This window comes from Micromonospora sp. WMMD734, from assembly GCF_049178975.1.
Classification (GTDB): domain Bacteria; phylum Actinomycetota; class Actinomycetes; order Mycobacteriales; family Micromonosporaceae; genus Micromonospora; species Micromonospora wenchangensis.
Genome location: NZ_JBMHMK010000001.1, coordinates 3,817,531 through 3,841,173, shown reverse-complemented (window position 1 = coordinate 3,841,173; position 23,643 = coordinate 3,817,531). Strand labels below are relative to the sequence as shown.

Genomic DNA, 23,643 nt, shown 5'->3' with positions numbered 1-23,643 from the left:
GCCCCTCGGCACCGACGGCCCGGTGGACCCCGTGTCCACCGGGCCGCGCCGTGTCCACCTAGGCGCGCCGCGTCCTGGCGGTACCGGCGCGACGGACCGGACCGGTTGTCGGCCGGGCGGGCGGCCGGGACGGGCAGGATGGGGGCATGACGCTCTCGTTGCCCATCGACGGCGAGGCCAACCGGCTGCTGGAGCGCAGCCCACTGGCCCTGCTGACCGGGATGCTGCTCGACCAACAGGTGCCGATGGAGAAGGCGTTCTCGTCACCGTACGTGCTCGCCCAGCGGCTGGGGCACGACCCGGAGGCCCGGGAGTTGGCCGACCACGACCCGGCGGAGCTGGTCGAGGTCTTCGCCCGGCCACCCGCGCTGCACCGGTTCCCGAAGGCGATGGCCGGCCGGGTGCAGCAGCTGTGCCGGGTGCTGGTCGACCGCTACGACGGCGACGCCGGCCGGCTCTGGGCGGACGTCGCCGACGGGCCGGAACTGCTGCGCCGGATCGCCGACCTGCCCGGCTTCGGCACCCAGAAGGCGCAGATCTTCGTCGCCCTGCTCGGCAAGCGGTACGACGTGCGTCCCGAGGGCTGGCGGGAGGCCGCCGGCGGGTACGGCGACCCGGACACCTACCGGTCGGTCGCCGACGTCACCGACGCGGACTCACTGCGCCGGGTACGCGAGTACAAGCAGCAGGCCAAGGCGGCAGCCAGGGCCGAGCGGGGCTGACGCAACCGGAACCGGGTCGGCTCGTTGAGATCCGCGACAGCGGCGACGGGTGGACGATGGCGGACGAACGGGGGGCGGCGCTGCTGCGCGGCGGGGTCAGCTCGCCCCGGGCCACCTTCCTGGAACTCTTCTTCGACCTGGTCTTCGTCTTCGCCCTGACCCGGGTCTCCCAGCGGGTGATCGACGATCTGAACACCCCCCAGCGGGACCTGCCCGTCGAGATCGCCCAGACCCTGGTGATCTTCCTGGCCTTCTGGGCGGTCTGGACCTTCACCGCCTGGGTCACCAGCCGGTACGAGCCGGAACGGCCGGAGATCCAGCTCGTGGTGGTCTACGCGATGCTGGGCTGCATGGTGATGGCGGTGGCCACGCCACGCGCCTTCGACACCCGCGCGGTGGCCTTCGCCCTCGCGTTCGTCGCGGTGCAGGTGGGCCGGCCGCTCTTCCTCACCCTGGCGCTGCACGGCCACCCCCGCCGGCTGGTCACGGTGCGGGTCGCGTCCTGGGCGGTGGTCAGCGCCGTGCCCTGGGTGCTCGGGGCGGTGCTGCCCGGGGCGTGGCGGCTGGCCTGCTGGTCGGCGGCCGTCGTCATCGACTACGCCGGGCTGATGTTCGGCTGGCCGGTGCCCCGCCTCGGGGCGACCCGCACGTCCACCTGGGCGGTGCTGGGGGAGCACCTGGCCGAGCGGCACCAGCAGTTCTTCCTGATCGCCCTCGGTGAGAACATCCTCGTCATCGGGTTGACGTTCAGCGGGCACAGCTTCTCGGGCGCCAGCTCCGGGGCGTTCCTGCTCTCCTTCGTGACCACCGTGCTGCTCTGGCGGATCTACTTCCACCGGGCGGGTCACCTGCTCACCGAGGCGATCCGGGTGGCCCGTGCCCCCGGCCGGCTGGGGGAGTCGATGAGCTGGACCCACCTGGTGATCGTCGCCGGGGTGCTGACCACGGCGGTCGGTTACGAACTGGCGATCGTGCACCCGTACGAGCGGACCAAGCTGTCCTGGGCGGTCTTCCTGATGGGTGGTCCGGCGGTCTTCCTGCTCGCCCGCGCCCGGTTCGAGCACGAGGTCTTCGGGCGGGTGTCCCGGGCCCGGATCGTCGGGATGCTCGCCCTGGCCGTACTGACGCCGCTGGCGACCCTGACGGTCAGCGTGGTGGCGCTCGCCGCAGCCGCCGCCGTGCTGGCGGCGATCACGGTCGCGGACTACCGCCGGGCGTACGGGCAACCACCGGAGCGGCCCCACCCGGCCCTGTGAGCCGGGCCGGTCAGGCGGCGGTGGGGCGGGACAGCGAGGCGAGCGCCCGGCGTACGTCGGCCAGCGAGACGGTGGCCGAGTCGTCCAGGTCGGCCAGGCCGGCCTCGATCCACTGCCGCATCAGGGTGGTGACGCCGATGCCCCGTGCCTCGGCCGCGGCCCGGACCCGTTCGTAGGTGTCCATCGGCAGGCGTACCGAACGGCTGACCATCGGCACGTCGGTGTCGGGGGTGGGCAACTCCACCGGCTGACTGTCGTCGATCAGCTCGGCGAACGTGTCGTCACCGCCGTGGAATCGCTTGATGGCCTCGTCACGGTTCATCGCCGTCGCCTCCTCTATCGGCGCGTTCTCCGTACGGTCTCGTCGTAGCGCTTGGCCTCGACGTCGCTCAGGTCGCGGGCGGAGAGGACGTCCCAGTCGTGGTCGGTGCCGTCGGCCTCGGCGAGCAGGACGGCCAACCGCCGGCCGCGACCGCTCGCCGCGTAGACGACGGTCAGGTCCTCGCCGAGGTGCCGGATCACCCGGCGGGTGCTGTGCAGCGCCTCCCAGACTTCCCCGGGGGTGACGTCGTAGACCCGCAGGTTGGCCAACGCCTCCTCGGTGAAGCTGAACCGGCTGCCCACCGCGGCAGCGTACCACGTACGTAACACGCATCCGGTATGCGTCGATTTTCGCTGATCAAGGTGGTGCGGTGGGAGGATGGGTGGCAATCCCCTCAGGAGGTCCATGGTGAAGCGTCAGGCGTACCAGCCGATTCTGATCACCGACGCCTCGCGCAGCCAGGACGACCAGCTCACCAGCCGACAGAAGCGGTACGTGCTGATGATGGGCATCCGGGTGGCCTGCGTGATCGCCGGAGCGGTCCTGGTCGGCACGAAAGCCCCGCTGCTCTGGCTCTGGCTGCCCCTGGTGGCGCTGGGCATGATCCTCATCCCCTGGCTGGCGGTGCTGCTCGCCAACGACCGCCCGCCCAAGGAGGAACACCGTCTCGCCGCCAGGTTCCAGCCCCGGCACCGTGACGAGACCCCGCCGATGAGCCTCACCGCCGAGGAACGCCCGCACCGGATCATCGACGCCGAACCCTGACCGGGCCGACCGGTGCGGACGTAGCCGGCACCGCTACCCGCCTGTCGCCTCCGGCCGGGCACCCACCATCGAGACCGCCAGGGCGCCCAGGTCGGCGGCCCGGGTCAGCGCGGCCTTCGGGGTCGCGCCGGTGGTCCACGCCGTGAGCAGGCCGGCCGCGAAGGCGTCCCCGGCCCCGGTGACGTCCACCACGGCGACCCGCAACGACGGTGTCACCCCGACGGTGGCCCGCCGGTCCACCCAGATCGCGCCCGCCCCGCCGCGCTTGACCACCACCCGTCGGGCCGCCGCCGACAACGCCCGCGCCTGGGCCGCCGGGTCCAGCCCGCCGGCCAGCACCCCCGCCTCGTCCGCGTTGACCAGCAGCAGGTCGACGTCGCGTACCCAGGACAGGAAGGCCGCCGCGCCGATGCGCCGCAACGGCGCGGCGGAGGCGGCGTCGACGCTGGTGGTCAGCCCACGCTCGCGGGCGGCGGCCAACGCGCGCAGCCCGGCCGGTCGCGACCCGGCGTCCAACAGGCAGTACGCAGACAGGTGCAGGTGGGTGGCGTCGGGCACCGCCGCCAAGGCCCGGTCCACGTGCTCGGCGGTCAGCCGCAGGTTCGCCCCGCGCTCGGTGACCATGGTCCGCTCGTCGGCGGTGGCCAGCACGATCACCGTTCCCGTGGTGGCCTGCGGGTGCACCTCGACCGCGCAGTCGACCCCCGCCCGTTCCAGCTCGGCCACCCGGTCCCGGCCGGCGCTGTCGTCGCCGACCGCCCCGACCAGCGTCACCGGCGCGCGCTGGGCGGCGATCCAGGCGGCGGTGTTGGCCGCCTGCCCGCCGCCGGTGACCTTGATGGTCGCCGGGGTGTCCGAGCCGGTGGCCAGCGCTCCGGCCAGTACGGCGACCACGTCGGTGATCAGGTCGCCGACCACCACGATCCGACCGGGAGCGGTCATGCGGCGGTGCGTCCGGCCGCCGCGACCGCGATCCGGGCGGCCAGGTCGGCGTTGCGCAGGATGATCCGGACGTTGACCGCCAGGCTGGCACCCTCGGTGGCCGAGTGGAAGTGGGCCAGCAGGAACGGGGTGACCGCCTTGCCGGTGACGCCGTCGCGGCCCAGCCGGGCCAGCCCCTCGGTGAGGGTGCGGTCGTGCAGCGCCGGGTCGAGTTGCTCGTCGACCGGCAGCGGGTTGGCCACGATCAGGCCGCCGCCGTGCACCCCGTGCTGCTCCCGGGCGGCGAGCACTGCGGCGACCTGCTCCGGGGAGTCCACCGACCAGTCCAGGTCAAACCCGGAGTCGGTCAGGTAGAAGCCGGGGAACCGCCGGGTGCGGTAGCCGACCACCCCGACGCCGAGGGTCTCCAGCCGCTCCAGGGTCGCCCCGACGTCGAGGATCGACTTGACCCCGGCGCAGACCACCGTGATCGGGGTGCGGGCCAGGGTGACCAGGTCGGCCGACTCGTCGAAGGTCTGCGCCGCCTCCCGGTGCACCCCGCCCAGGCCGCCGGTGGCGAAGACGCCGATCCCCACGGCGGCGGCCACCGCGCTGGTGGCGGCCACGGTGGTGGCCCCGTCCGACCCGGTGGCCGCCGCGACGGCGAGGTCGCGGACGGAGAGCTTGGCCACACCGTCGACGGTGGCGAGCCGGGTCAGCTGGGCGTCGTCGAGGCCGACGACGAGTTCGCCGCCGACCATGCCGATGGTGGCGGGGACGGCTCCGGCGTCGCGTACGGTCTGCTCGATCTGCCGGGCGACCCGCAGGTTGTCCGGTCGGGGCAGACCGTGCGAGACGATCGTGCTCTCCAGGGCGACGACGGGACGGCCGTCACGCAGGGCTTCGGCGACCTCGGTACCGGGCCGGATGTGAAAGGTGGTCACGTCAGCTACCGTAACTGGCCGCCGTCGAGGTGGGCTGCGGTGGACCGGACCCGGCCGACCTGCCAAACTTGTGCAGTTGGAGGTGTGACTGTGAGTACCGAGGTTCTTGAGCGTCCGGAGTTGAAGGACGCCGACACGGGTCCCGAGATGTTCCATTACGTGCGCAAAGAGAAGATCGCCGAGAGTGCCGTGATGGGCACCTACGTGGTGGCGCTCTGCGGCGAGACGTTCCCGGTGACCAAGGCCGCCAAGCCCGGCTCGCCGGTCTGCCCGAAGTGCAAGGAGATCTACGACTCGTACCGCGAGTGATCCGGGCGGTCCGCCGGACCGCCCCCGTAACCTTCGGCGGTGTGACCACCTCCACCGCCCTGCTCCTGGCCGACCTGACCGGGGTGGCCGTCTTCGCCGCCTCCGGCGCCTCGGCGGCGGTGGCGAAGCGGCTCGACCTGTTCGGCGTCGTCTTCGTCGGGTTCGTCGCCGCGCTGGGCGGTGGGATCTTCCGGGACCTGGTCATCGACGAGGTCCCGCCGCTCGCCTTCGCCGACTGGCGCTACGCCGCCACCGCCGCGGTCACCGCCAGCGCCGTGTTCTGGCTGCATCCTCAGCTCGCCCGGCTGCGTACCACCGTGCTGGTGCTCGACGCCGCCGGGCTCGGCCTGTTCACCGTCACCGGCACGCTCAAGGCGCTCGACGCCCGGGTGCCGGCGGTCGGCGCGGTGGTGATCGGCATGCTCACCGCGATCGGCGGCGGACTGGGCCGGGACCTGCTCACCGCCGAGATCCCGGTGGTGCTGCGCCGTGAGATCTACGCCGTCGCCGCGCTCGCCGGATCGATCATGGTGGTGCTGCTGTCGGCACTCGGGTACGCCGGGGCGGGCGGGCTGACCGCGGCGGCGCTGCTGGTCTTCGTGCTGCGCCTGGTGGCGCTGCGGCGACGCTGGTCGGCACCCGTGGCGACGATGCGTCCGCCGGAGACCGGCCTCGGCCGTCCACCCGGCTGACCGGCGGCGGAACCGGTCGGCGTGGTGTCGGCTGGGGTTGCCGGGCCCGGCTGGTTATGCTGGGCCGGCCTTCGCGGCATGCTCTGCGCGGAGGCGTTTTCATGGGCGGCGGTACCGTGGCCCTCGGCCCGGATCCGCCTCGTGCGGTCGGAGAGGAGCCTCGGGTGGCACCCCGGTTGCCGGCGTTGGAGACGTTCCCGCCCCTGCGCGCCTGGCAGCGCAAGGCGATGGTGGAGTACCTGCGCCGTCGTACCGACGACTTCACCGCGGTCGCCACCCCCGGCGCCGGTAAGACCACCTTCGCCCTGCGGATCGCCGCCGAACTGCTGGTCGACGGCACCGTCGAGGCGGTCACCGTGGTCGCCCCGACCGAACACCTGAAGACCCAGTGGGCGCAGGCCGCCGCCCGGGTCGGCATCCAGCTCGACTCCGCGTTCCGCAACGCCGACCTGCACTCCGCCGCCGACTTCCACGGCGCGGTTGTCACCTACGCGCAGGTCGGGATGGCCCCGCAGGTGCACCGGCGGCGCACCATGACCCGCCGCACCCTGGTCATCCTCGACGAGATCCACCACGCCGGGGACTCCCGCTCCTGGGGCGACGGGGTCAAGAACGCCTTCGAACCCGCGGTACGCCGGCTGATGCTCACCGGTACGCCGTTCCGCTCCGACGACAACCCGATCCCGTTCGTCACCTACGAGCGCGGCGGCGACGGGCTGCTGCGCTCCCGCGCCGACTCGGTCTACGGCTACTCCGACGCGCTGCGCGACGGCGTCGTACGCCCGGTGCTGTTCCTGGCGTACTCGGGGGAGACCCGCTGGCGCACCAACGCCGGGGACGAACTGGCGGCGCGGCTCGGCGAGCCGATGACCCAGGACCTGATCGCCCAGGCCTGGCGGACCGCGCTGGACCCGGCCGGGGACTGGATGCCGCAGGTGCTGCGGGCCGCCGACGCCCGGCTGACCGTGCTGCGCAACGCCGGGATGGCCGACGCCGGTGGGCTGATCATCGCCAGCGACCAGCAGAACGCCCGCTCGTACGCCAGGCTGATCGAGCAGGTGACCGGGGAGAAGGCCACCGTGGTCCTCTCCGACGACCAGGGCGCGTCCGCGCGGATCGCGACGTTCGCGGCGTCCGAGCAGCGGTGGCTGGTGGCGGTCCGGATGGTCTCCGAGGGCGTCGACATCCCCCGGCTGGCGGTCGGGGTGTACGCCACCAGTGCCAGCACCCCGCTGTACTTCGCCCAGGCCATCGGCCGGTTCGTCCGGGCCCGCCGCCCCGGCGAGACGGCCTCGGTGTTCGTGCCGAGCGTGCCGCACCTGCTCGGGCTGGCCAGCGAGATGGAGGCCGAGCGGGACCACGTGCTCGGCAAGCCCAAGGACCGTGAGGGTTTCGACGACGACCTGTTGGAGCGCGCCCAGCGCGACGAACAGGCCAGCGGCGAGCTGGAGAAGCGGTTCACCGCGCTGTCCGCGACCGCCGAACTGGACCAGGTGATCTTCGACGGGGCCTCCTTCGGCACCGCCGCCCAGGCCGGCACGCCGGAGGAGGAGGAGTACCTCGGGCTGCCCGGTCTGCTCACCGCCGACCAGGTGTCGCTGCTGTTGACCAAGCGGCAGGCCGACCAGCTCGCCGCGCAGCGGCGTCGGACGGCTGTCCAGGCCGTTGAGCCGGCCGCTGCGGCCCCGGCGGCACCCGCCGTACCTCTGAGTGCCGCCCAGCGTCGGGTGGCGCTCCGGCGTCAACTGAACGCTCTGGTGGCCGCCCGGCACCACCGCACCGGACTGCCCCACGGCAAGATCCACGCCGAGCTGCGCCGGCTCTGCGGCGGCCCGCCCAGCGCCCAGGCCACCATCGAACAGCTCGAAGAACGCATAGCCACCGTCCAGACCCTCTGATCGGGCCACTGCCGGCCTCCCCGGCCCACTCCACCCCTTCCCGCCCTCCCCGGCCTCTGCCCCTCCCGCCCCTCTCCGGTCTTTGCCTCTCCCGCCCCTCTCCGGTCTTTGCCTCTCCCGCCCCCTCTCCGGTCTCTGGCCCTCGCGCCCCTCTTCGGTCTCTGCCCCTCTTCGGTGATCAAGAGATTTGGGTCAGGAATCGGCGTGTCGGTGACCTGAACCTCTTGATCACCGCCCAAACCTCTTGATCACCGGACGAGGCGGGGCGTGGGCGAGGCGGGGCGCGCCAAATCACCGGACGAAGCGGGGCGTGGGCGGGGTGTGGGGACGGGGGCGGGCTGCCGGGCGGGGTGTGGGGACGGGGCGGGTGCCGTGGGGGGAGTGCACATAGCCGGGCGGAGGCACCCTGTGGGTGCCTCCGCCCGGCTATGTCGTCGTAGGGGTTTCGGGGTCAGTTCGCCATCAGATCGGCGCCTCGCCAGCTGAACTCCGGGTCCGTCGCGAACTTCACCGTGATCTTCACGAGATCCTCGGCGTACTTGTTCGCGTGGTGCCCACAGAACACCAACTCGCTCCCACCCGCCAGAGTGATACGGAGCTTGCCGGCAGCATTGCAGCGGTCGCACCGTTCATCGGCGGCTGGGGGAGCCACCGTTTCGGGCGGCGGCGTGAGGGTCGGGGTCATCGCCTTCCTCCTCTGGTCGTCACCGATGAACACTCTCTTCGGTCGTTGCTCACTCATCGTGCAACACCCTTACCGGGCCCCGCCTTCCCAGTGTGCCCGCGGGGGACCGAGGTCACACCTGGCGGGAAGGACAGTGTGCCGTGCACCCAGGGTGCCACGTCAACGATCACAAACACGTATTGGATCAGTCACCATCGCATGTTCTACGCCTGGTGATCAAACCGACACGACGGGTTGACGTGACCGGCTCAGTCCAGGTAGTCCCGGAGCACCTGGGAGCGTGACGGGTGCCGGAGCTTGGACATCGTCTTGGACTCGATCTGCCGGATCCGCTCCCGGGTCACCCCGTAGACCTGGCCGATCTCGTCGAGGGTGCGCGGCTGGCCGTCGGTCAGGCCGAAGCGCAGCCGGACCACCCCCGCCTCCCGCTCGGAGAGCGTCTGCAGGACCTGCTGGAGCTGGTCCTGCAACAGGGAGAACGAGACGGCGTCGACCGCGACCACGGCCTCCGAGTCCTCGATGAAGTCACCGAGCTGGCTGTCGCCCTCGTCACCGATGGTCTGGTCGAGCGAGATGGGCTCCCGAGCGTACTGCTGGATCTCCAGCACCTTCTCGGGTGTGATGTCCATCTCCTTGGCCAGCTCCTCCGGGGTGGGCTCACGGCCCAGGTCCTGGAGCAGCTCGCGCTGGATGCGACCGAGCTTGTTGATCACCTCGACCATGTGCACCGGGATGCGGATGGTGCGGGCCTGGTCGGCCATCGCCCTGGTGATCGCCTGCCGGATCCACCAGGTGGCGTACGTGGAGAACTTGTAGCCCTTGGTGTAGTCGAACTTCTCGACCGCGCGGATCAGGCCGAGGTTGCCCTCCTGGATCAGGTCGAGGAAGGCCATTCCGCGCCCGGTGTACCGCTTGGCCAGCGACACGACCAGTCGGAGGTTCGCCTCCAGCAGGTGGTTCTTGGCGCGCTCGCCGTCCCGGGAGATCCACAGCAGGTCGCGCTGCATGTCGCGGGTCAGCTTCTCCTCGCCCTCGTCGGCGGCGCGCAGCCGCTCGGCGGCGTAGAGGCCGGCCTCGATCCGCTTGGCCAGCTCGACCTCCTGCTCGGCGTTGAGCAGCGGAACCTTGCCGATCTGCTTGAGGTACGCCCGGACGGAGTCGGCGGAGGCGGTGAGCTCGGCGTCCCGCCGGGCCTGCTTGAGCGCCTCGGACTCCTCGTCGTCCCACTCGAAGTCGTTGTCGGTGGCGGAGGCGGCGGCGTCGGTCTCGGCGGCCCGGGTCAGCTCGGCCGGCTCCTCCACCACCACGTCCTCGATCTCCGCGGCCAACTGCTCGGGATCGATCTCGCCCTCGGCGCCCTCGCCCTTGGCCTTGGTGGCGGCCTTGCCGGCCCCGGCGGCGGCCACGGTCGCCTTGGTGGCACGGGTGGACTTCGTCGCCTTGGCGGCCGGTGCGGCGGCCTTCGCGGCCACCCCGGCGGTGGTGGCCGCCTTGCGCGGGGCCGCCTTGCGCGGAGCGGGCGCGGTGGCCTCCTCGGCGGCGGGGGCCTGCTTCGGGGCCGGCGCGGCGGCCTTCTTGGTGGTCTTGGCGGTGGTGGCCCGCGAGGCCGGTGTGGCCGACCGGGCGGCGGCCACCCGGCGGGGGCGGGTGCTGGCGGAGCCGTCGACCACCACGGTGACGCCCGCCTCGGAGAGCGCCCGCAGGATCTTCTTGGCCTGGGCCGGGGTCACCTCGGCGGACTCGACGGTGCGCGCGAGCTGGGCCGACGTCAACTGACCACCGGCGCTCTGGGCGTGGGCGATCAGGGTGTCGGTGAGCGAGCGAACGTCGGCGCCGGGCTGGCGGGGTTCTGTCACGAATGACCTTCCGGAGGCGAAGAGCGAGCACGGCCGGAGTCGTCCGGCGCAGCGTGGCGTGCCGTGCCGTCGACGTCGTTGAGTGGCCCCCGTGTCCCGGGCCGGCTGTGCGGCGGTGGTCCGTGGCGCGTGGGCAGGGTGAATTGTAACCCTGCTTGGCGCGATCATCCTGCGGCGCACGGCAACCGGCCGTCTGTACCACCGGTTCGACACGGATGTCGACTTTATGGCCATCCTGTCGAGGGATCCCGGTGGCCGGCCGGTCGACGCCGGAAACCGCCCGTCGAACCGGGTGCGTCCGGCCGCGACGGCGTCTGCATATGCTGTCCGGACGAGATCGACGACGCGCGGCGGGGCACGCGGCGCGCCGGACGGCGGGGTGGCTCCCGGCCGGTACGCCCGGTGCGCGCGGGGCGGCCGCGAAGGGGGCAGGGTTCGATGACCGGTTCGACGCCTACCGCACGGGAACTGCTCGGGATCGCCGTCGAGGTGGCCCGGGACGCGGCCGACACGGCGGCCCGGATGCGGGCCGAGGGGGTCTCGGTCGCGGCCACCAAGAGCACCGCCACCGACGTGGTCACCGCCGCCGACCGGGCGGTGGAGCGGCAGGTCCTGGCCGCCCTGCGCGCGGTCCGGCCGACCGACGTGGTGCTCGGCGAGGAGTACGGCGGCGTCGCGGCCGGCGCGGACGGCGTGCGCTGGATCGTCGATCCGATCGACGGCACGGTGAACTACCTGTACGGGCTGCCGTACTGCGCGGTGTCGCTCGCCGCCGAGGTGGACGGCCGGGTGGTCGCCGGCGTGGTGCGTAACGTCTCGACCGGCGAGGAGTGGACCGCCACCGCCGGTGGCGGCGCCTGGCGTGACGGCCGGCGGCTGCGCTGCTCGACCGAGACCGAGCTGGGGCAGGCCCTGGTCGCCACCGGGTTCGGCTACGACGCCGGCCGCCGCCGGCACCAGGCCCGGGTGGTCGCCGAGTTGATCGGGGACGTGCGGGACATCCGGCGGATGGGGGCGGCGGCGCTGGACCTCTGCCTGGCCGCCGAGGGGCGGTTGGACGCGTACTACGAGAAGGGGCTGGCCGCCTGGGACCTGGCCGCGGGCGGGCTGATCGCCGCGGAGGCCGGGCTGCTGGTGGCCGGGCTGGACGGTCGTCCGGCCGGCCCGGACCTGGTCATCGCGGCCCCACCGGCGCTCTTCACGCCGTTGCACACCCGGCTGGCCGCGTTGGACGCCTCCGGCGGCCCCTGACCACCCCCCTGAGCGCCGGCTGCCGGATCACGGGCCGGCGGCCGGGCCGGGGTCTGCGGGAGCCGGTCGACGCCGTCGACAGGCCGGGTCGCTTACTTGTCCTGCACCGGCATCGGGCAGGAGCCCTCCGGGGCGACCGGCGCGCCCAGGTCGCCGAGGGACTGGTTGACCTCGGTGGTGGTGGCCAACTGCTGGAAGCCGTCGCCCAGCACCACGTCGACCGTGTCGTCCTGGCGCTTGGGGTCGTAGTCGCGTTCGGCGTTGTTGAGGAAGAACGCGCGCAGCAGGTGCGCCGAGCCGACCCCCTTGGGACCGAACCGCAGCAGCGCGACGCCGTCGAAGTGCGCGGCGTTGCCCTCCTTCTTGACCTGGAACTTCCGGTTGCGGAAGTCGTCGCCCACGCTGCTGGCCAGGCCCGGCTCGCCGGTGCCGTTCAGGATGTTGATCTTGACATCCTTGTACGTGCGCAAAGACAGGTCGGCCAGCGGCCAGCCCTCGGGGCAGCCCTTGGCGTTGGCACCGCTGCCCTGGGTGTCGCGGACCACGGCGACGATGACGATGACCAGGGCGACGACCGCCAGCAGGCCGACGACAACGAGTGCTCGCACTCGCGCAAAGCTCATCTGGGTGCTCCCCGGACAGTGGGTGGTGGCGGCGAACGTCGGCGTCGGCCGGCGCCGTCGGCCGTCGAGTACGCCGCTGAGGTTAACGGTTGTCCGGCGGACGCGTGGAAACAGTCCGACATGCCGGCGCGCCAACCGGGAACGGGGTACTACTACCCCTATCTTCGTGTCGCCTGAGTCACATTGGGAACATCTTGGGCCGCTGGGGCGTACATGTCTGCCGCGAGGGCGGTATACATGCCTCGCCCGGTAGGGGGTAAGGTACCGCGCTCGTCGGGTCCTGCCCCCGGCGACCTTGATCCAGAGGCCGTCGGGTCGGGCGACCGACAAACATTGGTGGCCGGCCAGTGGGAACCGAAACAGCGTCGCCCGGCGTTACAACCGGAAGCGACAACATCGATATGGGAGAGTGAAACCGATGGCCACCGACTACGACGCCCCGCGTCGCGACGAGGTCGACCTCGGCGAGGACAGCCTGGAAGAGCTCAAGGCCCGGCGGGTCGACTCACAGTCGGGCGCCGTGGACGTCGACGAGGCCGAGGTGGCCGAGAGCTTCGAGCTTCCCGGCGCCGACCTGGCCGACGAGGAGCTGACCGTGAAGGTCCTCCCGATGCAGCAGGACGAGTTCCGGTGCGGACGCTGCTTCCTGGTGCACCACCGCAGCCAGTTGGCGGTCGAGCGCAACGGCGACCTGATCTGCCGCGAGTGCGTCTGAGCACCCACCACACCAGCGGCGGCCTCCTCGCGGGGCCGCCGCTGCCCGAGCCGCCGTGCGGGTACGGCGGGTTGCTGCTTGACTCGTGGTAGGCGCGTCCACCGGACCGGTGGACACCACGGGAGGGGCAGAGGGATGAACGAGCACGGCGGGTCCGATCCGGACGGTCCGAAGTCCGAAGCCGGCCCGCCCGTCGTCGTGCCCGGGAACCGGGCCGCCGGCAGCGGTCCGGCCGTCCCGCCCGGCAGCGCTCCGGCAGGCACCGACCCGACGGTGCCGCCCGGCAGCGGTCCGGCCGGCGACGAGCTGGGTGCCACGGTGGCGGCGCTGACCGCCGACGACATCGCGCCCGCCCGCCGTCGGCAGCTGCTCGCCCGGCTGGTCGGGCAGGCCCGCAGCCGGGGGCTCGCCGACCTGTTCAAGCCACGGGCGGCGCTGCGCTGGATGACCGACACGGTCGCCGACGTCGCGCCGCACATCCCGGTCCGGGACCTGGCGACGCTGCGTCGGCACTTTCCCGGCCTGGACGACGAGGCGCTCGCCGACCGGCTGGTCCGCAACGCCACCCGGGCCACCGCCGGGGTGGGTGCGGCAGGTGGCGGCGTCGCCGCGGTGGAGTGGACCGTCGCCCCGACCCTGCTGTCCGCGCCGGTGCTGCTCGCCGCCGAGACGGTGGCCGTGGTGTCGATCGAACTCAAGCTGATCGGCGAGCTGCACGAGATCTACGGCGCACCGCTGCCCGCCGGCGGCACTCCCCGAACCCTCGCCCTGGTCCAGTCGTGGGCCAGCCAGCGGGGGATCAACCCGATGATGCCGGGCGTCGGGGTGAGCGCGGTGCTCGGCACCGCCGCCCGCAAGGAGCTGCGGGACACCCTGCTCAAGCGCTTCGGCCGCAACCTGACCACGTTGGGCCCGTTCCTCACCGGCGCGGCCGTGGCCAGCTACCTCAACCGCCGGGCCACCCGCTCGCTGGCCGAGCAGCTCCGCCGGGACCTGCGCAAACAGCGCCGGGAGCTGCCCGGCGGCGACGGACCACCCGCCCTGCCGGCCCCCGGCCAGCCCTGACCCCGAACCGACCCCGGCCGACCGGCCCGGGAGGCGCGTCGGGCCGTACCCCGCCCGCCCCGCTCAGGCCGCGTCGCGGGCGGCCAGCAGGGCGGCGGCCAGCTCGGTCGGCCGGCGGGAACTGACCACCCAGAACGGGGTGGGGTCGTCCGGATCGTCGAGCACCACCTGCACCGCACCGCCGATCCAGGGCCGCTGCACCACGAAGGCCAGCGGATCCGCGCCGACCCCGAGCACCTCGCGCCGGCCGGCGGCGTCGAGCGGGACGGCGTCGGCGACGTACCGGACGGGCAGGTGGGCGTCGTCGACCCACAGCTCACCGTCGGCGACCGCGACCCGGACCCGGCCCAGCCACCACAACCCGGCCAGGGTGGCCGGCAGCAGCAGCACGAAGGGCAGCCAGGCGCGTACCCCGCCGGCACCCATCCACAGCTCGACGGCGGCCAGCCCGGCCAGGGCCACCCCGGCCACCCAGCACCACCAGGGCAGGCCCAGCCGCTCGGAGTACGCCGGTACGACCGCGACGCGCGGCGTCGACGACGGGGAAGGCGACAGGCTCACACCCCGAGGGTACGGAACACGACGGGCCGCCGACCCGGCAGGATGGCAGGGCACCCCGTGAACGCCGACGGAAGAGGCAGACCCGTGACCCACGTCGTACCCGTGCCCGTCCGGCAGCTCGATCCGGAGCTGCCGCTGCCCGCGTACGCCCACCCGGGCGACGCCGGTGCCGACCTGGTGGCCGCCGCGGACGTCGAGCTGCCCCCGGGCGGCCGGGCCCTGGTCCCCACGGGCGTGGCGCTGGCCCTGCCGGAGGGCTACGTCGGCCTGGTCCACCCGCGCTCCGGGTTGGCCGCCAGGCTCGGCGTGACGGTGCTCAACGCGCCCGGTACGGTCGACGCCGGCTACCGGGGTGAGATCCTGGTCAACCTGATCAACCACGATCGGGACGCACCGGCGAAGATCTCCCGTGGCGATCGCATCGCGCAACTCGTTGTCCAGCGGGTGGAGCGGGCCGATTTCCAGCCGGTCGCGGTGCTGCCCGGGTCCCGACGGGGGACCGGGGGCCACGGGTCGACGGGTGGCCACGCCGGGCTCGTGCCCCCGCCCGGCGGCCCGACCCGGACGGCGGACACCGACCGGGTCGGCGTACGGACGGAAGAGGTGGCAGGGTGAGTGCGAACAGCGGAGGGTGGGCGCAGTGATCTTCTCCCGAAAGCGGGCCGGCAACGGGCGGCACGCCCGTGACGAGCGGGCCGACGGCCCCGACGCGTACGAGACGGCGGGCCCGGCCCGTGGCCCGTACGACGTCGCCGAGGCGCCTGACGACGTGCAGCGGCTCGACCTGGGTAGCCTGCACATCCCGGCGGTGCCCGGGGTCGAGGTGCGGGTGCAGGCCGACCCGCAGGGCGTCGTCCAGCAGGTGGTGCTCGTCCACGGGGACAACGCCCTCCAGCTCGGTGTCTTCGCCGCGCCCCGTTCCGAGGGCATCTGGGACGAGGTGCGCGACGAGATCCGGCAGTCGCTGATCGCCGACGGCGCCACCGTCGAGGAGGCCCGGGGCGAGTACGGCGTCGAGCTGCACGCCCGGGTGCGCACCCCGGACGGCCCGACCGACCTGCGCTTCGTCGGCGTCGACGGCCCGCGCTGGATGGTCCGGGGCGTCTACCAGGGGGCCGCCGCCACCGACCCGACCGCGGCCGGACCGCTCGCCACCTGCCTGGACGGCCTGGTGGTCGACCGGGGCCAGGAGGCGAAGCCGGTGCGTGAGCCGCTGCCGTTGCGGCTGCCCCGGGAGATGGCCGACCAGGCCGAGGGCGGCGACGGCGCGACGCCCGCCCCGAACCAGGCCTGACCGACCCGTCCGGGCCGGACCCGCCGCCTGAGGTGGCCGGGTCCGGCCCGGACTGCTGTCCGCCCCCGGCGGCCCGCCCGAGGTCGGCGGCGCGTCCCGGCCACGGGCCGGCAGTGGCTTTCCCGCCGACCGGCTGCGGTGGCGTCCCGGCCACGAGTGGGCGGTAACGGCCCGGCCGAGGCCGGCGGCGGTGGCGTCCCGGTGGGGGCACCGACCGGGGGCGGGCGCACCGGACCGACGCCGTGGGGCCGGATCGGCGTACGCTGGCGGCACGGTCCCGCCCGGGACCGGGGTGACGCCGGTGCCGACCGGTCAGCGTGGAGAGGGTGACGCGGAGGTCATGTCGACCGACGAGAGCCGGATGTCGCTACGGGGCATCCTGCGCCGGTTCACCGCCAGCGAGGCCGAGATCGAGGCGCAGGAGCTGCGCCGGGAGAGCGCCGAGTCCGGTGGCGTGCTGGCCCGGCAGTGCATGCGGGGGCAGGTGGTCTCGGTCGCCGGGCGGCTGCGCACCGTGGTCTACACGCCCCGGACCAACCTGCCCACCCTGGAGGCGGACCTCTACGACGGCAGTGACGTGGTCACCCTGGTCTGGCTGGGCCGCCGGCACATCGCCGGCATCGAGCCGGGCCGGCACCTCACCGCCCGGGGCCGGGTCGCCGTCCGGGACGACCGCAAGGTGATCTACAACCCGTACTACGAGCTGGAGTCGCCGAAGTGACGACGGGACAGCCCCCGGCCACCGAGCCGCAGACCACCCCGCCTGACGACGAGCGGCTGCCCAGCCTCGCCGAGCAGATGGCCGACCAGCTCGGCGGTTGGCGCGGGCTGGTCGAGTCCAGCATCCCCGTGGTGGTGTTCGTGCTGGCCAACGTGGTCGGCGAGCTGCGGCCGGCGGTGATCGCCTCGGTCGGGGTGGCGGTGCTGATCGCGATCGTCCGGCTGGTCCAGCGCCGCCCGGTCCGGCACGCCGTCAACGGGCTGTTCGGCATCGCGATCGGCGCGGCCATCGCCTGGCGTACCGGGGACGAGCGGGACTTCTATCTCCCGGGCATCCTCTACGGCATCGGCTACGGCATCGCCCTGCTGCTCTCCGCGGTGATCCGGCAGCCCCTGGTCGGGTGGATCTGGTCGGTGCTGGTGGCCAAGGGGCGCTCCGAGTGGCGTGACGACCCCCGGCTGGTGCGTACCTTCACCCAGCTCACCGTGCTCTGGGGGGTGGTCTGGCTGGCCAAGGTCGGCGTGCAGGCCGGGCTCTACCTGGCCCACCAGGACACCGCGCTGGGGGTGGCCCGGCTCGCCCTCGGCTACCCGCCCTACGCGCTGCTGCTGCTGATCACGGTCTGGGTGGTGCGCCGGGTGACCCGGGAGTCCGCACCGCAGCCGCTGCCCGGCGGCTGACCTCCAGGGCCGGCACCCGGGGCCGCCGGGGCCGGTCTCCAGAGTCTCCTGTCTCCAGGGTCTCCTGGGCGGCCGGCGCACCCAACCGTCCGGCACCCGCCGGGCGGGACGGTCAGCCCGTGCCGCGGGTCCGTTCCACGCTGTCCGGGCCGAGGATCACCCCGCGCACCTCGTCCTCCACCTGGGCGGTGCACACGAAGATCAGCTCGTCGCCGGCCTCGATCGGGTCGTCGGGGCTGGGCACCAGCACCCGCTTGCCGCGCAGGATCGCCACCAGCGCGGCGTCCCGGGGGAGCGGCACGGCGTGGATCGGCTGGCCGACGTAGGGCGCGGTCGGCGGCAGGGTGATCTCCACCAGGTTCGCCTCGCCCTGCCGGAACGTCATCAACCGGACCAGGTCGCCGACGGTGACCGCCTCCTCGACCAGCGCGGCCATTACCCGGGGCTTGCTGACCGCCACGTCGACGCCCCACTGCTCGGTGAACAGCCACTCGTTCTCGGCCCGGTTGACCCGGGCCACCACCCGGGGCACCGCGAACTCGGTCTTGGCCAGCAGGGACACCACCAGGTTGACCTTGTCGTCGCCGGTGGCGGCGACCACTACGTCGCAGCCCGCGACGTTCGCCTCCTCCAGGCTGGCCAGCTCGCAGGCGTCGGCCAGCACCCAGTCGGCGGTCGGCACCCGGTCCGGGCGCAGCATCCGGGGCTGCCGCTCGATCAGCATCACCTGGTGGCCGTTGTCGATCAGCTCCTGGGCGATCGACCGGCCCACGTTGCCGGCGCCCGCGATGGCGATCCGCATGGCTCAGTGCCCTCCTTCGGGCGGCGTGGCGGCCACCGCGGTGACCTGGGCGGCGATGTCGTCGGTGACCAGCAGGTAGAGCTGGTCACCCTCCTGCACGACGCTGGACGCGGTGGGCAGCATGCCGATGCCGAAGCGGGTCAGGTACGCCACCCGGGTCCCGGCCGCCTCCTCCAACTGGCGTAGCGGCCGGCCGATCCAGTCCTTGTGCACCGGCACCTCGATGATCGACACGGTGCTGGTCGGGTCCCGGAAGATCTCCACGTTGCCCTCGGGGACCAGGTGGCGCAGCATCCGGTCGGCCGTCCAGCGGACGGTGGCGACGGTGGGGATGCCGAGCCGCTCGTAGACCTGCGCCCGGCGCTGGTCGTAGATCCGGGCGGCGACCCGGGAGACGCCGAACGTCTCGCGGGCCAACCGGGCCGAGATGATGTTGGAGTTGTCGCCGCTGGAGACGGCGGCGAAGGCGTCCGCCCGTTCGATGCCGGCCTGGCGCAGCACCTCGCCGTCGAAGCCGGCGCCGGTGACGGTGATCCCGGCGAAGTCGGGGCCGAGGCGGCGGAATGCGTCGGCGTCCTGGTCGATCACGGCCACCGAGTGCCCCCGGGACTCCAGGCTCTGGGCCAGCGTCGAGCCGACCCGCCCACAGCCCATGATCACGACGTGCACGGTGTCCCTCCCAAGGTGTGCCCGCCTCCCGGCGACTGTCGTCTGCGAGCCTGCCACGTCCACCCCGACCACGGGGGACCGAACGGTACCGCGCCGGGACCCGGGAGGGGGATCAGGCACCCCCCGGCGACCACGATCCGGTGGTCGTACCCTTAGCGCTTGTGGCCAGTCCCACCTCGCTGCTGAAGCGACTCCTCGTCGGTCGACCGTTCCGGTCGGACCGGCTCCAGCACACCCTCCTGCCCAAGCGCATCGCCCTGCCGGTCTTCGCCTCCGACGCGCTGTCCAGCGTCGCGTACGCCCCGGACGAGATCCTGCTGACCCTCTCCATCGCCGGGGCGTCGGCGTTCCTGTTCTCCCCCTGGATCGCCCTCGCGGTGGTCGTGGTCATGCTGACCGTGGTGGCCAGCTACCGGCAGAACGTGCACGCCTACCCCTCCGGCGGCGGCGACTACGAGGTGGCCACGGTCAACCTGGGTCCCCGGGCCGGGCTGGCGGTGGGCAGCGCGCTGCTGGTCGACTACGTGCTGACCGTCGCCGTGTCGGTCTCCTCCGGGGTGGCCAACCTCGGGTCGGTGGTGCCCTTCGTGGCCAGCCACAAGGTGCTGATCGCGGTGAGCGCGGTGGTGCTGCTGACCGCGATGAACCTGCGCGGGCTGCGCGAGTCCGGCACCGCGTTCGCCATCCCCACGTACGGCTTCGTGATCGTCATCGGCGGGATGATCCTCACCGGGCTGGTCCGGTACTTCGTCCTCGGCGACGACCTGCGCGCCCCCAGCGCGGGACTGGAGATCCAGGCCGAGCACAGCGTGACCGGCTTCGCGCTGATCTTCCTGCTGCTGCGGACCTTCTCCTCCGGCTGCGCCGCGCTGACCGGGGTCGAGGCGATCTCCAACGGGGTGCCGGCGTTCAAGGCCCCGAAGAGCCGCAACGCCGCCACCACCCTGCTGCTGCTCGGCAGCATCTCGGTGGCCATGCTGGTCGGCATCATCTGGCTGGCCCGGCTCACCGGCCTCCAGTTCGTCGAGGACCCCACCACGCAGATCCTCTCCGGCCCCGACGGGTACGTGCAGAAGACCGTGACCACCCAGCTCGGCGAGACCGTCTTCGGCGGCGGGTCGGTGCTGCTCTACGTGGTCGCCGGAATGACCGCGCTGATCCTGTTCCTGGCCGCGAACACCGCGTTCAACGGCTTCCCGGTGCTCGGCTCGATCCTCGCCCAGGACCGCTACCTGCCCCGGCAACTGCACACCCGGGGCGACCGGCTGGCGTTCTCCAACGGCATCGTCTTCCTCGCCGTCTTCGCGATCGTGCTGATCGTCGGTTTCCAGGCCGAGGTGACCAAGCTGATCCAGCTCTACATCGTCGGCGTCTTCGTCTCGTTCACGCTCTCCCAGGCCGGCATGATCCGGCACTGGAACCGGCACCTGCGCACCGAGCGTGACCCGCAGGCCCGCCGGCGGATGTTCCGCTCCCGGGCGATCAACGCGTTCGGCATGGCGATGACCGGCACCGTCCTGGTCATCGTGCTGATCACCAAGTTCCTGCTCGGCGCGTGGATCGCCATCGCCGCGATGGGGGTGATCTACCTGCTGATGCTGGCCATCCGCCGGCACTACGACCGGATCGCCGCCGAGCTGGAACCGACCGAGGTACGCGGCGTGCTGCCCGCCCGTAACCATGCCATCGTGCTGGTCAGCAAGCTGCACCAGCCGACCCTGCGGGCCATCGCCTACGCCCGCGCCACCCGGCCGGACACGCTGACCGCGGTCACCGTCAACGTGGACGAGAAGGACACCCGGCAACTCCAGCAGGAGTGGGAGCGGCGGGAACTGCCGGTGCCGCTGACCGTGGTCGACTCGCCGTACCGGGAGATCACCAGGCCGATCCTGAACTTCGTGGCGAACACCCGCCGGGAGTCGCCCCGCGACGTGGTCACCGTCTTCATCCCCGAGTACGTCGTGGGCCACTGGTGGGAGAACCTGCTGCACAACCAGAGCGCGCTGCGGCTCAAGGGCCGGCTGCTCTTCGAGCCGGGCGTGATGGTGACCAGTGTGCCCTGGCAGTTGGCCTCCACCGCGACCAAGAACCTCGACCGGCTGGACGAGACGCTGAGTCGTACCCCCGCCCGGGGGCCCCGGGTCACGCCGCACAGCGCCCCGCCGCCCGTCCCGCCGGTGGCTGCCGCGTCCGGCGAGTCCGGCCCGTCGACCGGAGACCGCCCGTGACCGCTTACCCCGGCCCCGCCCGTTCCGCGACCACCGCCCGTTCCGGCCCGGCCGGCAGCGACGACGCCGGTGCGGACCAGCGTCCCGGGCCGGACCGACGGGCCGGGCAGGATCTTCGGGCCGGGCAGGATCTTCGGGCCGGGCAGGATCAGCGGCGCGGGCAGGAGCTTCGGCCCGGGTTGGAGGAGGCCGAACGGGTCGAGCTGACAGTCGACGCGGTCGCCCCCGGCGGGCACTGCGTGGCCCGGGTCGACGGCCAGGTGGTCTTCGTCCGGCACGCGCTGCCCGGGGAACGGGTGGTCGCCGAGGTGACCGAGCTGCACCGGGGGTTCGCCCGCGCCGACGCCGTCGAGATCGTCGAGGCGTCGCCGGACCGGGTCGCCCCGCCCTGCCCGTACGCCAGGCCGGGCGGCTGCGGCGGCTGCGACCTGCAACACGTCGCCCCGGCCGCCCAGCTCGACTGGAAGACGACCGTGGTCCGCGAGCAGCTCAGCCGGCTCGGCGGGCTCACCGACGCCGAGATCGACGTGCTGCGGGTCAGCGTCGCGCCGCTGCCCGGCGGCCCGCTGGGCTGGCGCTCCCGGGTCCGCTACGCGGTCGACGCCACCGGCCGGGCCGGGCTGCTCAAGCACCGCTCGCACGAGGTGGTGCCGATCGACCGGTGCCTGATCGCCCACCCGGCGATCCAGGCGCTGCCGGTGCTCGGGCAGAACTGGCCGGCGGCCGACGCGGTGGCGACGGTCGCCTCCACCGGCGGCGAGGTGGTGGTCACCGCCCTCGCCGACGGGACGCCCACCCCGGTCGACCTCCCCGCCGGTCCGGCGGCGACCGACCCCGCCGGCCCGTCCCCGGCCGGCCCGGCGACGGTACGCGAGGTCGCCGCCGGTCGGGACTGGACGGTGCCGTCCGGCGGGTTCTGGCAGGTGCACCCGGCCGCTGCCGACACCCTGGCCGACACGGTCCTCGCCCTGCTCGACCCGCAGCCCGGCGAATCCGTCTGGGACCTGTACGGCGGGGCCGGCCTGTTCGCCGCCGCGCTCGCCGCCCGGGTCGGCCCGGACGCCCGGATCACCGTGGTCGAGTCAGCCGCCGAGGGAGTAGCCGCCGCCCGACGTAACCTCGCCGACCTGTCCCGGGTCGAGGTGGTCGCCGCCCGGGTGGAGACCGCCCTGGCCCGCCGCCGGATCACCGGCCCGGTCGACCTGGTGGTGCTCGACCCGCCCCGCACCGGTGCGGGCGCGGCGGTGGTGCGGGACATGATCGCCGCCACCCCCCGCGCGGTCGCGTACGTGGCCTGCGACCCGGCCGCCTTCGCCCGGGACGTACGCACCTTCGGCCGGGCCGGCTGGCGGCTGGCCGCCCTGCGCGGCTACGACCTGTTCCCGATGACCCAGCACGTCGAACTGGTCGGCCTGTTCCTGCCCCCGGCCCGCTGACTAGCCTGGCCCGATGAAGATCGTCGGGCTGATGTCGGGCACCTCGTACGACGGGGTGGACGTGGTCGCCGCCGAGTTCACCACCGCCGGGGACACCCTGCGGATGCGCCCGCTCGGGCACCGGGAGTGCGGCTACGACGCGGAGCTGCGGGAGCGGATCGGGGCGGTGCTGCCGCCGGGGCCCACCACGGTCGAGGCGGTCTGCCGGCTCGACAACGCCCTCGGCGCGGTGTTCGCCGACGCCGCCGCGCTCGGCGTCGAGCTGGCCGGCGGGCGGGCCGACCTGGTCGTCTCACCCGGGCAGACCGTCTTCCACTGGGTCGACGGCGGCACCGTGCGGGGCACCCTCCAGCTCGGCGCGCCAGCCCGGGTCGCCGCCCGGGTGGGCGTACCCGTGCTGTCGGACCTGCGGTCGGCGGACGTCGCCGCCGGCGGGCAGGGCGCGCCGCTGGTCCCCGCCTTCGACGCCCTGTTGCTCGCCCCGGCCGCCGACGCCGAGCCGGGCGGGCGGCCCGGCGGCGGGGTGCGGGCGGCGCTCAACCTGGGCGGTATCGCCAACCTCACCGTGGTCGCGCCGGACGCCCCCGTGCTCGGCTACGACGTGGGCCCGGCCAACGCCCTGCTCGACGCGGCGGCCCGGCGGTTGCTCGACCGGCCCTGCGACGTCGACGGGGCACGCGCGGCGGCCGGCCGGGTGCACCCCGGGCTGCTGGCGTTGCTGCTCGCCGAGCCCTACTACGCGGCGGAACCGCCCAAGTCGACAGGCAAGGAACTGTTCCACGCCGGCTACCTCGACGACCGGCTGGCGGCGCTCGGGGAACCGGTCGGCCGCGACGACGTGTTCGCCACGCTGACCGAGCTGACCGCCCGGACGGTCGCCGACGCCTGCCGGCGGCACCGGGTGACCGAGCTGGTGGCTGCCGGCGGCGGGGTCCGCAACCCGACCCTGTGGGGCCGGCTGTCCGCCCTCGGCGGCGGCCGGTGGACGCTGCGCACCACCGACGACCTGGGGGTGCCCGCCCAGGCCCGGGAGGCGTACGCGTTCGCCCTGCTCGGGTGGCTGTCCTGGCACGGGCTGCCGGGCGCGCTGCCCTCGGTGACCGGCGCGCGGCGGGCCGCCGTGCTGGGTTCGTGGACGCCGTCCGGGCCGCCGTACGGGGTGGTTGCGCCGCCCCCGCCCCGCCGGCTGGTCGTGCTCCGCTGATCCAGGGGTCCACCTGCGGTGATC

The 23,643-nt window shown here is 73.5% G+C and carries 26 protein-coding genes; 16 read left to right on the top strand and 10 right to left on the bottom strand.

The annotated features are described in order from the left end of the window. Positions 1 to 146 precede the first annotated feature (146 nt). Both ACN267_RS16225 and ACN267_RS16220 read left to right on the top strand, forming a co-directional pair. On the top strand, positions 147 to 722 hold the full coding sequence (locus ACN267_RS16225) for an HhH-GPD-type base excision DNA repair protein (RefSeq protein WP_421489035.1): 576 nt from the start codon (positions 147 to 149) through the stop codon (positions 720 to 722). A gap of 56 nt (positions 723 to 778) precedes the next feature. Next, complete coding sequence (locus ACN267_RS16220) at positions 779 to 1,978, top strand: low temperature requirement protein A (RefSeq protein WP_204957022.1); 1,200 nt, start codon at positions 779 to 781, stop codon at positions 1,976 to 1,978. A gap of 10 nt (positions 1,979 to 1,988) precedes the next feature. On the opposite strand, the gene ACN267_RS16215 is transcribed toward ACN267_RS16220, so the two are convergent. Together ACN267_RS16215 and ACN267_RS16210 are read right to left on the bottom strand one after the other, a co-directional pair. Further along, on the bottom strand, positions 1,989 to 2,300 hold the full coding sequence (locus tag ACN267_RS16215) for a hypothetical protein (protein ID WP_204957023.1): 312 nt from the start codon (positions 2,298 to 2,300) through the stop codon (positions 1,989 to 1,991). A 14-nt stretch (positions 2,301 to 2,314) separates the two neighbouring features. Next, positions 2,315 to 2,602, bottom strand: coding sequence for a hypothetical protein (locus ACN267_RS16210; RefSeq protein ID WP_281899565.1), 288 nt, complete (start codon positions 2,600 to 2,602; stop codon positions 2,315 to 2,317). A gap of 103 nt (positions 2,603 to 2,705) precedes the next feature. On the opposite strand from ACN267_RS16210, the gene ACN267_RS16205 reads away from it, so the two are divergent. Then, positions 2,706 to 3,065: a DUF3099 domain-containing protein gene (locus tag ACN267_RS16205; protein ID WP_204957025.1), complete on the top strand. Its 360-nt coding sequence runs from the start codon at positions 2,706 to 2,708 to the stop codon at positions 3,063 to 3,065. A 33-nt stretch (positions 3,066 to 3,098) separates the two neighbouring features. Here ACN267_RS16205 and ACN267_RS16200 read toward each other — a convergent pair whose 3' ends face one another. Together ACN267_RS16200 and ACN267_RS16195 are read right to left on the bottom strand one after the other, a co-directional pair. Continuing rightward, the gene (locus ACN267_RS16200) at positions 3,099 to 4,007 is read right to left on the bottom strand and encodes a carbohydrate kinase family protein (RefSeq protein ID WP_281899562.1); all 909 of its coding nucleotides are present in this window, start codon (positions 4,005 to 4,007) and stop codon (positions 3,099 to 3,101) included. Beyond that, positions 4,004 to 4,930 (bottom strand): pseudouridine-5'-phosphate glycosidase, encoded by a 927-nt coding sequence (locus tag ACN267_RS16195; RefSeq protein WP_421489034.1) that lies wholly within the window; start codon positions 4,928 to 4,930, stop codon positions 4,004 to 4,006. Before ACN267_RS16195 ends, ACN267_RS16200 begins: the two co-directional genes overlap by 4 nt. Positions 4,931 to 5,014: 84 nt before the next feature. On the opposite strand from ACN267_RS16195, the gene ACN267_RS16190 reads away from it, so the two are divergent. The 3 genes from ACN267_RS16190 to ACN267_RS16180 all read left to right on the top strand — a co-directional run bounded on the left by ACN267_RS16190 (position 5,015) and on the right by ACN267_RS16180 (position 7,829). Further along, entirely contained in the window at positions 5,015 to 5,239 is a 225-nt protein-coding gene (locus tag ACN267_RS16190) for a DUF3039 domain-containing protein (protein WP_176739083.1), read from the top strand. Between the two features lie 41 nt (positions 5,240 to 5,280). Next, a complete protein-coding gene (locus ACN267_RS16185; RefSeq protein WP_281899557.1) occupies positions 5,281 to 5,931 on the top strand; it encodes a trimeric intracellular cation channel family protein in 651 nt (216 codons plus the stop codon). Positions 5,932 to 6,095: 164 nt separating this feature from the next. Beyond that, positions 6,096 to 7,829: a DEAD/DEAH box helicase gene (locus ACN267_RS16180; protein ID WP_204957028.1), complete on the top strand. Its 1,734-nt coding sequence runs from the start codon at positions 6,096 to 6,098 to the stop codon at positions 7,827 to 7,829. A 451-nt stretch (positions 7,830 to 8,280) separates the two neighbouring features. Here ACN267_RS16180 and ACN267_RS16175 read toward each other — a convergent pair whose 3' ends face one another. Together ACN267_RS16175 and ACN267_RS16170 are read right to left on the bottom strand one after the other, a co-directional pair. Next, positions 8,281 to 8,514: a DUF7455 domain-containing protein gene (locus tag ACN267_RS16175; protein WP_088646450.1), complete on the bottom strand. Its 234-nt coding sequence runs from the start codon at positions 8,512 to 8,514 to the stop codon at positions 8,281 to 8,283. 248 nt (positions 8,515 to 8,762) lie between these two features. Beyond that, positions 8,763 to 10,370: an RNA polymerase sigma factor gene (locus ACN267_RS16170; RefSeq protein WP_204957029.1), complete on the bottom strand. Its 1,608-nt coding sequence runs from the start codon at positions 10,368 to 10,370 to the stop codon at positions 8,763 to 8,765. Between the two features lie 438 nt (positions 10,371 to 10,808). Between ACN267_RS16170 and ACN267_RS16165 the strand changes: the two genes are divergently transcribed. Further along, positions 10,809 to 11,621, top strand: coding sequence for an inositol monophosphatase family protein (locus ACN267_RS16165; RefSeq protein ID WP_204957030.1), 813 nt, complete (start codon positions 10,809 to 10,811; stop codon positions 11,619 to 11,621). Between the two features lie 92 nt (positions 11,622 to 11,713). On the opposite strand, the gene ACN267_RS16160 is transcribed toward ACN267_RS16165, so the two are convergent. Beyond that, positions 11,714 to 12,229, bottom strand: a complete 516-nt coding sequence (locus ACN267_RS16160) for a LytR C-terminal domain-containing protein (protein ID WP_204957331.1) — start codon at positions 12,227 to 12,229, stop codon at positions 11,714 to 11,716. Positions 12,230 to 12,662: 433 nt separating this feature from the next. On the opposite strand from ACN267_RS16160, the gene ACN267_RS16155 reads away from it, so the two are divergent. Together ACN267_RS16155 and ACN267_RS16150 are read left to right on the top strand one after the other, a co-directional pair. Further along, a complete protein-coding gene (locus tag ACN267_RS16155; RefSeq protein WP_067315205.1) occupies positions 12,663 to 12,959 on the top strand; it encodes a DUF4193 domain-containing protein in 297 nt (98 codons plus the stop codon). Positions 12,960 to 13,094: 135 nt separating this feature from the next. Next, positions 13,095 to 14,024 (top strand): hypothetical protein, encoded by a 930-nt coding sequence (locus ACN267_RS16150; RefSeq protein WP_421489033.1) that lies wholly within the window; start codon positions 13,095 to 13,097, stop codon positions 14,022 to 14,024. Between the two features lie 63 nt (positions 14,025 to 14,087). On the opposite strand, the gene ACN267_RS16145 is transcribed toward ACN267_RS16150, so the two are convergent. Next, entirely contained in the window at positions 14,088 to 14,579 is a 492-nt protein-coding gene (locus ACN267_RS16145; RefSeq protein WP_421490432.1) for a DUF3093 domain-containing protein, read from the bottom strand. A gap of 90 nt (positions 14,580 to 14,669) precedes the next feature. On the opposite strand from ACN267_RS16145, the gene dut reads away from it, so the two are divergent. The 4 genes from dut (at position 14,670) to ACN267_RS16125 (ending at position 17,280) form a co-directional block, all read left to right on the top strand. Beyond that, positions 14,670 to 15,200, top strand: coding sequence for a dUTP diphosphatase (gene dut, locus ACN267_RS16140; protein WP_421489032.1), 531 nt, complete (start codon positions 14,670 to 14,672; stop codon positions 15,198 to 15,200). Between the two features lie 25 nt (positions 15,201 to 15,225). Next, positions 15,226 to 15,879, top strand: a complete 654-nt coding sequence (locus ACN267_RS16135) for a DUF3710 domain-containing protein (protein ID WP_204957032.1) — start codon at positions 15,226 to 15,228, stop codon at positions 15,877 to 15,879. 340 nt (positions 15,880 to 16,219) lie between these two features. Further along, on the top strand, positions 16,220 to 16,600 hold the full coding sequence (locus ACN267_RS16130) for an OB-fold nucleic acid binding domain-containing protein (RefSeq protein ID WP_088646422.1): 381 nt from the start codon (positions 16,220 to 16,222) through the stop codon (positions 16,598 to 16,600). Further along, complete coding sequence (locus tag ACN267_RS16125; protein ID WP_204957033.1) at positions 16,597 to 17,280, top strand: DUF3159 domain-containing protein; 684 nt, start codon at positions 16,597 to 16,599, stop codon at positions 17,278 to 17,280. The genes ACN267_RS16130 and ACN267_RS16125 overlap by 4 nt, the downstream gene beginning before the upstream one ends. A 112-nt stretch (positions 17,281 to 17,392) precedes the next feature. Here ACN267_RS16125 and ACN267_RS16120 read toward each other — a convergent pair whose 3' ends face one another. Continuing rightward, entirely contained in the window at positions 17,393 to 18,082 is a 690-nt protein-coding gene (locus tag ACN267_RS16120) for a potassium channel family protein (RefSeq protein ID WP_281899545.1), read from the bottom strand. A 3-nt stretch (positions 18,083 to 18,085) separates the two neighbouring features. Next, positions 18,086 to 18,751, bottom strand: coding sequence for a potassium channel family protein (locus ACN267_RS16115; protein ID WP_088646419.1), 666 nt, complete (start codon positions 18,749 to 18,751; stop codon positions 18,086 to 18,088). Positions 18,752 to 18,912: 161 nt separating this feature from the next. On the opposite strand from ACN267_RS16115, the gene ACN267_RS16110 reads away from it, so the two are divergent. From ACN267_RS16110 to ACN267_RS16100, 3 genes are all read left to right on the top strand, one after another. After that, the gene (locus ACN267_RS16110) at positions 18,913 to 20,979 is read left to right on the top strand and encodes an APC family permease (protein ID WP_421489031.1); all 2,067 of its coding nucleotides are present in this window, start codon (positions 18,913 to 18,915) and stop codon (positions 20,977 to 20,979) included. Between the two features lie 179 nt (positions 20,980 to 21,158). Next, positions 21,159 to 22,415 (top strand): class I SAM-dependent RNA methyltransferase, encoded by a 1,257-nt coding sequence (locus tag ACN267_RS16105; RefSeq protein ID WP_421490431.1) that lies wholly within the window; start codon positions 21,159 to 21,161, stop codon positions 22,413 to 22,415. A 13-nt stretch (positions 22,416 to 22,428) separates the two neighbouring features. After that, complete coding sequence (locus tag ACN267_RS16100; RefSeq protein ID WP_204957035.1) at positions 22,429 to 23,619, top strand: anhydro-N-acetylmuramic acid kinase; 1,191 nt, start codon at positions 22,429 to 22,431, stop codon at positions 23,617 to 23,619. The last annotated feature ends 24 nt before the right edge of the window (positions 23,620 to 23,643 follow it).

Coding starts and splice junctions, on each gene's coding strand:
- ACN267_RS16225 (WP_421489035.1), top strand. CDS start 147: ATGACGCTCTCGTTGCCCATCGACGGCGAGGCCAACCGGCTGCTGGAG.
- ACN267_RS16220 (WP_204957022.1), top strand. CDS start 779: ATGGCGGACGAACGGGGGGCGGCGCTGCTGCGCGGCGGGGTCAGCTCG.
- ACN267_RS16215 (WP_204957023.1), bottom strand. CDS start 2,300: ATGAACCGTGACGAGGCCATCAAGCGATTCCACGGCGGTGACGACACG.
- ACN267_RS16205 (WP_204957025.1), top strand. CDS start 2,706: ATGGTGAAGCGTCAGGCGTACCAGCCGATTCTGATCACCGACGCCTCG.
- ACN267_RS16200 (WP_281899562.1), bottom strand. CDS start 4,007: ATGACCGCTCCCGGTCGGATCGTGGTGGTCGGCGACCTGATCACCGAC.
- ACN267_RS16175 (WP_088646450.1), bottom strand. CDS start 8,514: ATGACCCCGACCCTCACGCCGCCGCCCGAAACGGTGGCTCCCCCAGCC.
- ACN267_RS16165 (WP_204957030.1), top strand. CDS start 10,809: ATGACCGGTTCGACGCCTACCGCACGGGAACTGCTCGGGATCGCCGTC.
- ACN267_RS16155 (WP_067315205.1), top strand. CDS start 12,663: ATGGCCACCGACTACGACGCCCCGCGTCGCGACGAGGTCGACCTCGGC.
- ACN267_RS16150 (WP_421489033.1), top strand. CDS start 13,095: ATGAACGAGCACGGCGGGTCCGATCCGGACGGTCCGAAGTCCGAAGCC.
- ACN267_RS16130 (WP_088646422.1), top strand. CDS start 16,220: ATGTCGACCGACGAGAGCCGGATGTCGCTACGGGGCATCCTGCGCCGG.
- ACN267_RS16120 (WP_281899545.1), bottom strand. CDS start 18,082: ATGCGGATCGCCATCGCGGGCGCCGGCAACGTGGGCCGGTCGATCGCC.
- ACN267_RS16100 (WP_204957035.1), top strand. CDS start 22,429: ATGAAGATCGTCGGGCTGATGTCGGGCACCTCGTACGACGGGGTGGAC.